The following is a 13,327-nucleotide window of genomic DNA, read 5'->3' on the forward strand; positions in this document are numbered from 1 at the left end:
TATGATCGATATTGATTGTAGCGAATGGGCTATTCTTCGTTTCATAGGAGCTTCATTTGTGTTATGGCTGTGCTATTACTTGTTGTTCGATCGAAAAGCCCCGTTTAACCAGTGCCGGAATTATTTGCTTTTTTCGGTACTGCTGGCCGGAGCTGTATCGGTGGTACGCATCCCGGTTTATCCGGTGGAGGTGGTGCGGCCGATAAAGATGGAACGGGTGGTTGTAAAGCAAGAAACACAAATGGATAAGACTTCATTGGTACAAGTAGAAAATGATGGGATACAACCGGATACGCTCGCAGCAGTGCAGGCGGAGGTTAGTGAAGCAATTGTACCCCGAGTGGAAGAAGAAATAGCGGAAGAACCTTTTTATGCTTCGTGGGATTACTGGCAAATAGTCTGGATCGTATATGGATTGGGAGTATTTGTCCTTTTGATACATTTATTGGTCGAAATGGCACGTATCTGGCGTTTGAAGCGTTGGGGAAGTTGTACGATGGAGGCTGATGGGATTTGTATCGTGCGTAACAATGAAGTCGTTTCACCATTCTCGTTTTACCGGATGATCTTTATCAATCGGAAGTTAGAAGGAGAAGTGTTGCGTATAGTTCTGCTCCATGAAAAGGCACATATTCGTAATCATCATTATCGGGACACTTTATTTATTGAAGGTTTATCCATCTTATGTTGGTTTAATCCGTTTGTCTGGCTGGTAAAGCGTGAACTGCGGGCTCTCCATGAATTTCAAGTGGACCGTTGTTTGCTTTCCGGTGAGATTGAATTATTTGAATATCAAAGCATCTTATTCGAAGAGTTGATGGGATACAGCCCGAAGGTTGCAAATGGTTTTCATAATTCATTAATTAAAAAACGATTTATCATGATGAAACATCAATATAAAGAACGTTTCGCCGGAGTGCGCAAAATAGCGTTGCTTCCTTTGTGTGCGGGTGTATTGGCTTTATTTTCTTTTACGGAAAAGCCGGTTCTGATTGAACCTGTATTGCCGATGGTATCTGTTTCGATGAAAGCAGAAACTCCCGAAGTCGTATCTAACGAAAAAAAGATGGATAGCGTAGGTGATGAAAAGTGTTTTCTGCTTTTGGACTCCCCAAAGATAGTTCATTACATACAGTCGGGAGAGGCGCATTTAGTTAAATCCGGATCCAGTCAATTACTCGCTAAGGTTACAACTCCTGTATCGAAAGTGCTGGATACGCTCTCGGAGGAGAAACCGAATCAGACTTCTCTGCACGGAAAAGAGGCTGATTATACGGTTGGCGTCGATTTACCTGCAGATCAGGTTGTATTGTCGCGTGCACCGTATAAACGAAGTATATATGTACGCTTTATTGAACGGACGAAAGAAGATACACGCGTTACTTTGGCCATACCGATATATTATGACCGGCACTGGTTACAGTTCGAAAAGGGATTGTCCATAGTAGACGAAGATACGAAAGATGTTTATAAGATTCGTTCACTTACCCGCGGAATTGAACTAAATCAGACTTATTGGGTTGTGGGACAAGAAAAACAAATGCTGGAGTTTACACTGGTCTTTCCTCCTCTTGACCGAAAGGTAAAAAAGATTAGTATCCGCGATTGTTTCCCGGAAGAAAGGGGATTGACACCTCCTAATGGCAGTTCATGGAGGTTGGAGAATCTGAAAGTTGACGATTTCCTTCCGACTGCCGCCCGAATAGCTGAGTATGATAGAGAGGGGCGTCCACTGCGTTCCGATAAATTGGAAGAAGTAACTCTTAATGCAAGTCAATTAGCCGTTTCTTCACGCCGGGGTGACGGAAGGTCTCGAATTCAGAAAATTGAAACTTTACCGGAGAAGACGTTGGTTGTCTTGAATATACCTATTCATTTTGACCGTCATTGGTTGGTCATAGGTAAGGGATTGTGTCTTGTTGATTCAAGAACAGGTGATGAATATCCGATTCTGGAAGAGGCGCATGGCATTGAAATGAATAAATTACTGTGGGTAGAAGGCTGTGAAGGACGTTCTGTGTTGTTGACACTCGTTTTCCCGAAGTTGCCAAAGAAAGTAAAAACAATCGATCTTTATAATAAATATCCGGATGCCGGAGTTATTTCACCAAGCAATGGAAGCAGCTGGGATTGGCGGAAAGTAAAGATTAGAGATTATCAGAAGGAACCCTATAAACGCATTATATTGTAGCCTGCTCTACAGCATTGATCTATTTTAGGCACGGATGTGACAGATAAACAGATACTCTTGATTCTGTGGAATCTGCACGATCCGTGCCTATCATTTTATTCAACCTCAAAGACGGTAAGTACCGCTGCATGGTCTGATGCCCACACATAATCTATCTCGGGAGCCGTACGTACTATTTTGGATGATAATACTTTCAGCCCTCCTTTATAATAGATGAAATCGATACGGGACATTTGCATTTGCCCGTAGATGGCGGCAACAGTGCCTCCCTGATATGCAACTTCGTCCGGATTCTTCTCACGGAAACTATCTTTGAAACCATTTTCCAACATATAGCGGGAAGCGGGGAAAGCCACCGGACCGTATCCGTGATGCAATGGTTTGGCTCGTTCTGTCCAGTCAAGATGGCTACACGAGTTGAAATCACCGGTGATGATGACCGGCATGTCTGTTTCCTGGTTCGGTACAATATCCTTTGTATAGATATTGCGGACATCGGACAGTGCCAATATGGAATCTTCAGCGACCCAGACAGAAGGATCCAGTCCTTTCTCAGCGTAACCACTTGTATATTCCGGACGGTAGGCATAACGAAGCCAACAGTCTACAAGCATTATCCGCTTACCGTTTGGTAAGGTTATTTTGGCTGGGTTCGATTTGAAGGGTTCCCGCCATGCTATGGGTTCCAACGGAAAGCGGCTGTACATGGCCAGGTTGTCTTTAAGAGAATGGGTTTTGAGATGATACCCTAATGAATCTGCCAGCATTTGTTGGATGCCATATGCTTCTTGCATCATGACCACGTCTGCATGGGTGCTTCGGATCAGGTCGAATACTCGCTGCTGCCCCTCGTTACCCAGATGAATACCTCCGTGCCAGATGTTCCATTGAAGCACTTTTACTATATTGGAATGTGTTTGGTTGTTGCAAGTCACTTGTTTACGGACCTCTTCGGTAGCTGTTTCGGGAATATACTGTTTTCCGTTTAAGCGGAAAGAAGGTACGGAGGCATATAATGTATGTCCGGGAGTTGCCTCTTTTCTGACGTCGAATGTAAGAAGGAAATAGTTGATCCCCGGTTGTAACAGGATCTCTTCTCCCTGCTCCGGGCAGAGAGTCATTGACTGTGCGGGGGTATGCCCGTTGCCAAACAGTTCTTTGCGTTGCACGGATCGTGCCTCACTCCCGGTAGAATAAATATGGATTTGCTCAATATCTGCAAGAGTGGTCGTGCCGGTGAAATCGAGTTTCAGCTCTGTCAGTTTCAGCGGTTTCCGAGAACCTTGTACGGCTATTCTCAGTTTTAGTGCCTGGTCGTCTTTGCTTCCTTGATCAACATCCCATTCACTTTGAATGACTACGGCATTGAATAACTGTTGTTTTCCGTCATACTCTTTAAATGCGGTATTATCGTTAGGGACTGCATAAGCCAACGGAGCTTTTCCATTGTATTTGTTGCGCCCATTGCGGATATGGTAAGCCTGATGTCCTTTACCTACCCAATTGATGGATGTTTCTTCTTTCAGGTCGTCGAAGTTATAATATCCCCACAAGGATTTAAAAGCGGGATGGCTGGCTTCTACGGGGCGATTCATCCATTGACGGATCGTTTGTTCCGGCAAAGCTTTGCGCCAAATGCGTACTTCATCAATCAATCCGCCGAAAGTATAATATACATCGTGAACTCCGATAGCACCGGGAAGGATGGAAATTGCCGTATCGGCTTTGGCCACTTGTTTTCCATCAAGATAAAGTATGGTCTGCTTTCCGTCACAAGCCAGTGCCACATGGTGCCATTGGTCATCCAATGCTTCCGGTGTCGAAAGATTGGCACGGGTAGAGTGAAGTTTGCCTTCTTTTACGACCAAAGGCAGATAGTCCACCCAGTTCAATTCACTGTATTCACCTCCTCCGATGATAACTTCAAGACTGTCCCATTTACAGTCGTTACCTTTAATCCAGGACTCCAAGGTCCACGAAGGTTCCAGAATTCCCATACCTGTTCGTACGTTATTGTCTTTCCCGTCGAGGCAGAGGGCGAGATTAGACTTCCCGCCTTTTGAGGCAGGAAGTTTACCCTGCATCTGCAGGGAGCAGCAGATGCAGAGGATGAATATTATTACATATTTCATTATGAACTTATTTGGTTTTGAAAGTCACGGTCCATGGTTTTGAACGTTTGCCACTGGCCGAAATTACAGTAAACTCTTTGCTCAGTCCACTCCAGTCCTGATAGCCTCCGAGTGAAGGAGACAGGGTGGCTCCGGAAGAGAGTGTGCAGGTAGCAAAGACGTTGGACAGGTCAGTGCCGTTTTCTACGGTAATGGAGACGATACCTTCATCCGAAAGAATAATAGGGGTACCGATCTCTTCTTTATCCTGGTTATACACTTTAAAAGTCAATATTTCCGTTTTGTCATAATTTGGTACGTCCGGTATGTCGGGTTGTTCACACGAGACAAAGAGGCAGCCGGCAACAAAGCAGCAAATCAGTATAGAAATTATTTTATTCATAATCATGCTATATTTAAAATGTGATGAAATCAATCGTTAATATCCCGGGTTTTGTGTCAGTACGCTGGAGCGGACAATTTCACCGTGAGGAATCGGTGTCAGGTACAAACGGTCATTCCAGGTACGGATGTCTGTTTTGGTTATCTTAAATTCCGTCGGTGAGACAAAGCGCACTCCATGCAGGGTCGTTTGGGTTTCGGGACCGACTTTCCAGCGGCGTACATCGTAGAAACGTTGTTCCTCGAAAGCAAACTCGATGCGGCGCTCTTTCCGAATCAGTTCACGCAATTTTGCCGGATCGGATTCGGTAAGCGCAGGTAAGCCTACTCGTTGACGAATCACATTGACGGCTTTCCGGGCACCTTCTACATCACCGGTCTCAAGGCGTGCTTCTGCATCATTCAGATAAATCTCTGCGTAACGGAGAATGATCCAGTTGGTACTGAAGTCCGGGCTGCTGGCGCCTGCGTACGGATAGTTATAGTTATCATAATCGATCCATTTCCAAACATTGTATCCGGTAAGTGAACCATCGCCTTTATCAGGAGTATCCATCAGATAGCGGTCTACAGTTACAGCACCCTTATCTGCATTGAAGAAAATTTGAGAACCATGGAAAATGATGTTGGCATAGAATCTTGGTTCACGTCCTTCATAGATGCCACAAGTGTTGATGTCGAATATCTGATCGGCGGGAGCCTGTGAATATTGCGTGGCAGGTGAGCCGTCTGCCATTTCAAATGCGTCAACCAGTTCTTGGGTCGGGCCGAGGCCGCCCCATCCGCGATCACCATATTTATCGTTGATATATGTCACCATGTTGCACACCATCATGTTGTTGTAGACATCCGGGCTTTTGTATTGGATGTCGAAGATGATTTCTTTGTTATCTTTGTTGGTAGTCCACCAGATAGAACGGTATTTTTCCGGAGTAGTGCCATCTACCAGTTCATATCCCAGTTTGTATACTTCGGCACAACTCTTGATCACGTCTTCGTAGCGTTTGTCATACAGTTCCACTCTTGATTTCAGTGCATAAGCAGCACCTTTGGTGGCACGTCCCTTTTCTCTTGAACCATAAGATGCCGGCAACATTTCGGTTGCCTTTTTGAGGTCGTCCAGAATGAAGTCATAACATTCTTTCTCGGACGAACGGGGAATTTCCCAGTTATCCTCCATGGTGAGTACTTTATCCAGTAGAATGACACCGCCATATCGCTTTACCATTTCGAAATAGAACATGGCACGCAAGAAGTGAACTTCTCCCGTAAGTCTTGACTTTTCGCTTTCTTCGATGGTAGACGTACCGATTCGTTCGAAAAAACGGTTGCATTTACGTACCTTTACGTAATAATCTTCCCATACATCGTCATCCTGAGGGTCGGAAGCGCTGACCATATCATAGTTGAATTTGAACCAGCTTGCACGATATTTATCCCGTTGTGCTGAGACAGAATTGTCACTTCGGTTTTCCTGTAATTGCAGTCCGTCTACGGAAATTTCACTATATAGATCGTTTACGTAATATTTCACCAGTGTTTCGTCCGACCAGAAAGAATCGTCGGCGATTTCGTCCAGTGGAGCTTTGTTCAATACATCGCACGAACAGAAGAGCAATACAAATATGCAGAACAGGGCTGTATTTATCTTTTTCATAATCACGTTTCAATTTTTAAGTTTAGAATGTAATGTTAGCACCAAACACAAAGGTTTTCATTTGAGGATAAGCACTTCCGTCAGTAGAGCGCAACTCAGGATCGAAATATTTTATTTGCGACCAGGTCAGCAGGTTAGAACCGCTGAAGTAAAGACGCAATCCTTGAATTTCGGATACCTTGGACAGTAGCAGTTTCTTGAAGTCGTAACCTATTTCTACATTCTTGAGGCGGAGGTATGAACCATTGCGCATCCAGAAGGAAGAAAACAACTGGTTATTGGCGTTGCCTCCGTAATACAGGCGTGGAAATTCCGCTTTCGGATTCTCTGGTGTCCAGGTGTTACCGATGTGATGTTCAAGCAAAGCTCCTCCGCGTCCCTCTATGTATGGGAAGGCCAGGTAACCATTGTAGTAAAAGTCTGCCAACGCTGCCCCCTGGAAGAAGAAGGTTACATCAAAACCTTTCCATTCGGCATTCAGGTTTAGTCCGTATACCAATTCCGGATAATTGCTGCGTCCGATAGCTATTTTATCTTCTGCGTCGATGATGCCATCTCCGTTTTGGTCTTTGTATTTAATATCGCCTGCCTTGGCTTTGCCGAATTGTGGTTGAGGCCAGTTATTGGCTTCCTCGTCAGATTGGAACAGTCCCAGGGCTTCGTAACCGAAGTACTGACTCATGGAGTGTCCGGTGCTGCGCTGTCTCGGGTTGTTTTTCTCTCCGGCAGGTTCCAGCAGGTCAATCACTTTGTTTCTGGCCCATGTCAGGTTACCTGCAACGGAATAATTGAAATCGCGCAGATGATTGCGATGCGTAATGTTCAGGTCGATACCTCTGTTGTCTACTTTACCCACATTGGCAGCCGGTAATTTATATCCCAGGATAGCCGGCATATCTGTACGTTCACGCAGGATGTCGTTTGTCTTTTTATAGAACCAATCCGCTTCCAGATTGAGTTTTCCGTTGAAGAACGAGGCATCTATACCTATATTGAACATTTCAGAAGTTTCCCATGTAATGTTAGGATTCGGGAAACGGGTCTCAGTATATCCCGGAGCGATTTCCGGATTCTGACCGCCGAATACGGCATCGCCGCCTGTACCATAAGCAGACATATATTGGAACTGTCCGATGTTGTCTGTGCCGGCACGTCCCCATGAAGTTCTTAGTTTCAGATTGCTAAGCACTCCCGAGAAGGGTTCCATAAAAGGTTCTGCCGATATACGCCAGGCAGCCGATACAGAAGGGAAGAAGCCATAACGTTTGTTTTTCGGGAATTTTTCCGAACCATCGAGGCGTCCGTTCGCTTCCAGCATATATTTCTCTTTATAGTTGTAGGTCAGACGGAATACCGAACCGATCTTACCGGTTTCGGAAGCACTGCCGCTATTATCCTTGTCTTTGTCTGGTCCGGCAAACAGTTGCTGGATGGAATAAATACGATATTTGGTACGTGAGGCCCAGAAGTTTTCGTCGGCTCCTTCCGAACGTGAGAATACAAATAATGCTCCCAATTGATGATCCTGCCCAATGGTTTTATTATAGGCTGCCTGGAACTCAAACGTCATGGCCTGACTTGTAGAGTACGTTTGTTTCAGTTCCGCACCTTCGCGGTTCGGTGAGTGTCCGTCATATTCTCCTGTAATTTTGTTCCACACATAGAAGTCTACCGGAGTGGTCCATCTCTTGATGCTGTTGAATATTTTGTCGTAGGAGAAAATACCCTTCAGATTCAGACCTTCGAGTCCCGGGACATTGAAATCCAACATGAAGCGTGTGTTTAATACACTTTTACGATCTTTGACCCAACCTCCTTCGGTAGCCAGGCCGATAGGATTGACACCCAGTGACACTTTACCTAAGTTGCCGTCCGGAAAGCGTCCCGGATCTGTCTGCGGGTTACGGTGCATATTATTGAATACATCGGAAGTACTGCCGGCAATACTGTTTCTGTCTTCCTGGCGATAGGCCATATCTGCCGATAGATTCAGGTATTTGTCCACAATGTTGGCGTCTATATTCACACGTGCGTTATATCGGTTGAAACCGGAGGTCGATTCATTGGTACGTGTGTCACCATAGAGGGCATCCTGTTTCACATAGCCGAATCCTGCAAAATATTTCACCTTATCAGAACCGCCGCTTGCCGTCAGGCTGTGCATCTGCTGCCAGGCGCGAGGGAGCAATACCTCTTTGTTCCAGTCCGTGTTAGGATAACCGTAGGGGTCGGAACCATCTCTGAACTTCTGTAACTCCTCTTCATTATAAATGCCATACATACCCGGGTCTTCGCCCAAATCCATTTCTTTGTTGCGCCAAGCCTCATTCATGAAGCGTGCATGATCATAAGAACTGGCAATCTCAGGCATACGGGTGGGGGTACCAAAACCTACTTTGAAGTTATAGTCTACTTGTGCTTTGCCACTTTTACCACGCTTTGTAGTGATAAGGATTACACCGTTTGCTCCGCGTGCACCGTAAGGGGCTACGGCAGAGGCGTCCTTTAATACCGTCATGCTCTCGATTTCATTGGGGTCGAGTTGAGCCATACTGCGTCCGATGATACCATCCACTACAATCAAGGGAGAAGAGGAGGTAGGTGAGCTGGAACCACGGATAATGATGGTCGGGTCATCGTATCCGGCTTCACCGCCGGTTTGCTGGATCAACACCCCGCTGACACGTCCTCCGAGTGAGGAGGCCAGATTGGCAGTAGGTACATTCTTGAGCGAAGATACCTTTAGCGTAGAGGCTGAAGCAGTCACAGTCTGTTTTTTCTGTGAGCCATAGCCTACTACCACTACTTCGTCCAGGGTTTTAGTGTCTTCTTTCATTTGGATATTGAAAGACGATTTGCCATTCACCGGTATTTCCTGAGTCAGGTAGCCGATGTATGAAATCACTAATACTGATTTCTCTGGCACTTCCAGCGTGAAGTTTCCTTCAATGTTTGTAATATCTCCTGTTCCCGGTTGCCCTTTCAGCGAAATGTTGGCTCCGATAATCGGGTCACCGATCTGATCGATCACCACACCTTTGATTTTGATTCTGCGCTCTTGCTGGGTGATTGTCGTTTCGGACGCTTTTTCTTTGTCTACATACAGAGAAATGTAGTTATTGGAGAACTTATACGTCAGTTTTTTGTTTCTGAGTGCCGTTTTCAGGATTTCCGTTACAGTGGCATGGGTGTTTTTTACCTCGACTTCCTGTGAAAGGTCAATTTCGGCATCACGATACATGAACAGATAATTAGTCTGTTTCTCGATTTCACGCATTAACTCACCGAAAGTCAGACTACTCTTGGAGAGAGTTACACGAGCCTCCTGCGATTTTACGTTACCAGCCTGGAGCTGAAAGAGAAAAACGAATATAAAGAACACGGACAGTTTCATAATTCGTATAATATGTGTTAATTCAAGTTGTTGATGGACATACCATTTCTGCAACAAGTTTTTTTTCATAACTTTGTCGTACGTTTAAAGATTAATACTATAGGTCTATTTCGAGATGGATAAAAGATAGTATTGACTCTTTCGGGGGTGAGTGTTGGTAGCGCTCACCCTTTTTTGTCACACTATCCATTGTTGGGGTGAAAAATATCTAAGTCATAGTGCTGATTTGTTTTTAAAGGTTAGACATTGGTATTTAATAAATCTCATAATGCTCGTCATCTGTTTTTTTGAATTTGAAGTGGTATACTCCTTGCAGGGCTATCAGGATATTGTCCACATCCTCGCTTTGTCGGATTTTACCGGAGATTCGTTCATCCAGCTTCACATCTCCGGTGAATTTGAACTGTACGTTGTACCACAGGGTCAGGTAATTCAGAATCTCTCCGAAGGGTTTTGAACGGAAACTAAAGATGCCGCTTTTTAGGTATTCTTCATTATCGAAGTTAGAGGTCGACACTATCATGCGGTTGTTTACCAACGATACTTTCTCGTGAGGATTGAGGTATACCTTCTCGTTCCTGTTGGTTTTGTTATAGACCAACACACGGCCTTCTACGAGGCAGGTCTCAAACTTATTCTCTTTTCCGGCATAAGCGAATACGTTGAATCGGGTACCCAATACTTGTATGTTGAACCGTTGCGTTTTTACGATAAAAGGTTTTTTGGCATTTTTGGTCACCTCAAAATACCCTTCGCCATTTAGCTCTACCGTACGGCTCTTCCGGTTGAATGCATTGGGGATTTTGATTTTACTCTGAGGGCTTAGCCATACGGAAGTACCGTCCGGAAGAGTCATGTTGACTCGCTGCCCTTTAGGGACATTGATTTCTGTACATAAGTCTTTTTGTCCGATCTGTGCATATCTGTTGCTAATAAACCAGGTAGTGGTGACCAGCAGACAGATTGCGGCTGCATACTTTAGAAGCCCGATACGGAAGCGGCGTATAGAACGTCGTTTCAGTCGTTTGCCGAATTCAGCTATACCTGTTGCGGTCTTTTCCCGGTCTCCTTCCTGTGATGTGAGTCCGGAGATGGCCCATACAGCTTTCATGCGTGCAAATTCTTTTTTAGCTTCCGGATTATTCCGGAGTCTATTCAAAAATTCCGCTTTTTCGGTGGCTGACATGGCACCTGTGAAGTATTTTTTTAGTTCATCATTCATGGTTCCTTGAGTGGTTTTACAGTAAAGACAATCGGGGATGCATTTACCACCAAAGGAAATATAAAAAAATCTTCTAAATAATAAAAACAAGTAAGGGAAGATAGTCTTTAAGTTCTGATCTGAGTTTACGTAATGCGATAGATATTTGATTTTCAACAGTATTGACGGATATGTTCAGGCGCTCGGCTATCTCTTTATATTTTAATCCTTCTATCCGGCTGAGGAGAAAAATTTCTCTGCAACGTTCAGGTAACTTTTGCATTGTCTGGCTTAATAGATTTTCTACTTCCGGAATGGAGGAGACAGCTTCGTCGAACTGTTCCAAAGCATATAGGTTCAGTTGATATTCCAACTCTTCGTCTGCTTTCAGTGAACAGGTTTTAGCCTGAATATACGACTGGTGTTTCAGAAAGTTTAAACATCTGTTTTTGATCAGTGTGAAAAGAAAGGCATCCAGATGTTCTATGTCTTTCAGTAGGTCCAGATGTTCCCACAGATAAAGAAAGGTATCCTGCACTATGTTTTCTGCATCCTCTTCTGCAATGACATAGGTTTGTGAGAAGCGGAGCATTCTTACATAATATATAGAATATATGTCTGAAAAGCTTTTCTGTGTTTCCAGTAAGATGATTAGGCTGCATTCTTTTTAGCGGACTTATTTCTTTTATCTATAGTATAAGATATGTTTAGATTGCAAATATAACTAAATAGTTTGCAATGTAGGAGAGTAGTTTTAATTTTTATTTTGCTTATTGTGAAGCATCTTTCTTTAATATGTTTTTTCGGAAAATGCTCTTTTTTATTGGAATACGGTTGAATAGGGGTAAAATCGTGGACAGTGCCTTTTCTGTCCTCTCATCCGTGAAATGTATTTCTATCTTCCATCTTCCACCTTTTTCAATCTTTTTATCTGATTATCATTTATTTACCCTGGTGGAAGATCGCGTTTTCAGCCCGTTTATCTTCCACCCTCATCTTCCATCTTCCACCCTCTGCCATCGCTTGAAAATCTTTCTTAATTCCCTCGTATTCAGAAGTATACTTTCTATTTCTTGTCAGTTTTCCCCTTAAAAAGCATTTTCATATCCCCGCTTGTTTGTTTGAAAATGCTTTGCCTTTTTCCCGGAAGTCCTTTGTTGTTTGCCGCTTGGGATATTCTTTGCCCCCCCCGTCCGCCCCATTTCCTGTCCGTTATTCCCTTTCTCCCGCCTTCCTGAATAGACGGCGCTTACCCTCAAGCATGGTCTGTCCGAAGCATACGTTGCCTTGACGCTGCCTTTACGCGCGTCCCCCCGTAACCTTGAATGCGGGTTCCATTTACCAACCGGGGTAAACGCTTTTACATGCCGAGGTAAATGGCTTTACATGCTGAGGTAAATGCTTTTACATGCCCGGGTAAATGGCTTTACATCAAGAATAAAATTCAGGTAAATATACTCTTCTGATTATCAATGATATTTAACTGCTGACCCAGCTACGCATTTGTCCGGGTGCCCCCTGAGAATCTCTTTCCCATATCCCCCCCTGAGAAATTTGAAACCGCCTGGCGGTTCGTTCCCAACACAGAGATTCCCCTCCCTCCCCAATGAATCCCCCCTCCTTGTTTTCCAAGTATTCCCCCTCTATATATTATAATAATGTTTCCCCTTGGCCCTCCCTTTTTCCTTCTTTTAAAAGTATGCTCTAAAACCTGCCTCTCCCTCAGCCCTTTACATCTGAATTTATATTTTTATGAAAAAAACTTCCTTATATATTTGCCTTGTATTGGTAAATCGCGTACTTTTGCACCCGCTTTCCAAGAGAGGGAGAGCCGATTGAAATTGACATGTTGCAGCCGCGTATTGATTGCCTTAACGAACAACAAAAATAATCTCCTTTTTCTTTGGAGTTTAATATTAAAATTCGTTATCTTTGCAGTCCGATTCGCGATAAAAGGCGTTTATTCCGGTGCCTTTCCCTTTCGCTAAGAGAGCCAGAGAACAGACCGGGAAAACATTTTAAAAAAAACTTCCAAAAACATTTGGTGTTTTAAAATAAACCTTTTACCTTTGCACCCGCTTTTGAAACGAAGCGCAATCGAAAAGAAGAGTTCTTTGAAAAATTGATAAACAATACAAGTAGTACAAGTAAATTTAGAACCGTCAATACTTATTATATAGGTATATGAAAAATGACCGTCAATAAATTTTCGACATCCTGAACAGAGCTAATATTATCCCTTACGGGATATATAACAATACTTTTACAATGAAGAGTTTGATCCTGGCTCAGGATGAACGCTAGCTACAGGCTTAACACATGCAAGTCGAGGGGCATCAGGAAGAAAGCTTGCTTTCTTTGCTGGCGACCG

At 44.0% G+C, this 13,327-nt stretch carries 7 protein-coding genes and 1 rRNA gene; 2 read left to right on the forward strand and 6 right to left on the reverse strand.

The window, feature by feature from the left end; genetic code table 11:
• Nucleotide 1 precedes the first annotated feature (1 nt).
• The gene (locus KO473_RS21920; protein ID WP_122130744.1) at nt 2-2,191 is read left to right on the forward strand and encodes a M56 family metallopeptidase; all 2,190 of its coding nucleotides are present in this window, start codon (nt 2-4) and stop codon (nt 2,189-2,191) included.
• Between the two features lie 95 nt (nt 2,192-2,286).
• On the opposite strand, the gene KO473_RS21925 is transcribed toward KO473_RS21920, so the two are convergent.
• From KO473_RS21925 to KO473_RS21950, 6 genes are all read right to left on the reverse strand, one after another.
• Nucleotides 2,287-4,323: a BNR-repeat neuraminidase N-terminal domain-containing protein gene (locus KO473_RS21925; protein WP_122130743.1), complete on the reverse strand. Its 2,037-nt coding sequence runs from the start codon at nt 4,321-4,323 to the stop codon at nt 2,287-2,289.
• Between the two features lie 7 nt (nt 4,324-4,330).
• Nucleotides 4,331-4,705: a hypothetical protein gene (locus KO473_RS21930; RefSeq protein ID WP_122130764.1), complete on the reverse strand. Its 375-nt coding sequence runs from the start codon at nt 4,703-4,705 to the stop codon at nt 4,331-4,333.
• Between the two features lie 36 nt (nt 4,706-4,741).
• A complete protein-coding gene (locus tag KO473_RS21935; protein WP_122130742.1) occupies nt 4,742-6,361 on the reverse strand; it encodes a RagB/SusD family nutrient uptake outer membrane protein in 1,620 nt (539 codons plus the stop codon).
• 22 nt (nt 6,362-6,383) lie between these two features.
• Nucleotides 6,384-9,824: a TonB-dependent receptor gene (locus tag KO473_RS21940; protein WP_122130741.1), complete on the reverse strand. Its 3,441-nt coding sequence runs from the start codon at nt 9,822-9,824 to the stop codon at nt 6,384-6,386.
• Between the two features lie 184 nt (nt 9,825-10,008).
• Nucleotides 10,009-10,977: a FecR family protein gene (locus KO473_RS21945; protein ID WP_122130740.1), complete on the reverse strand. Its 969-nt coding sequence runs from the start codon at nt 10,975-10,977 to the stop codon at nt 10,009-10,011.
• Between the two features lie 73 nt (nt 10,978-11,050).
• Nucleotides 11,051-11,548, reverse strand: a complete 498-nt coding sequence (locus KO473_RS21950) for an RNA polymerase sigma-70 factor (protein WP_005821941.1) — start codon at nt 11,546-11,548, stop codon at nt 11,051-11,053.
• Nucleotides 11,549-13,221: 1,673 nt separating this feature from the next.
• On the opposite strand from KO473_RS21950, the gene KO473_RS21955 reads away from it, so the two are divergent.
• Nucleotides 13,222-13,327 (forward strand): 16S ribosomal RNA (locus KO473_RS21955); the annotation flags it as partial.

This window comes from Bacteroides sp. HF-4919 (assembly GCF_018860125.1).

Coding starts and splice junctions, on each gene's coding strand:
- KO473_RS21935 (WP_122130742.1), bottom strand. CDS start 6,361: ATGAAAAAGATAAATACAGCCCTGTTCTGCATATTTGTATTGCTCTTC.
- KO473_RS21920 (WP_122130744.1), top strand. CDS start 2: ATGATCGATATTGATTGTAGCGAATGGGCTATTCTTCGTTTCATAGGA.
- KO473_RS21945 (WP_122130740.1), bottom strand. CDS start 10,977: ATGAATGATGAACTAAAAAAATACTTCACAGGTGCCATGTCAGCCACC.
- KO473_RS21925 (WP_122130743.1), bottom strand. CDS start 4,323: ATGAAATATGTAATAATATTCATCCTCTGCATCTGCTGCTCCCTGCAG.
- KO473_RS21950 (WP_005821941.1), bottom strand. CDS start 11,548: ATGCTCCGCTTCTCACAAACCTATGTCATTGCAGAAGAGGATGCAGAA.
- KO473_RS21940 (WP_122130741.1), bottom strand. CDS start 9,824: ATGAAAAAAAACTTGTTGCAGAAATGGTATGTCCATCAACAACTTGAA.
- KO473_RS21930 (WP_122130764.1), bottom strand. CDS start 4,705: ATGAATAAAATAATTTCTATACTGATTTGCTGCTTTGTTGCCGGCTGC.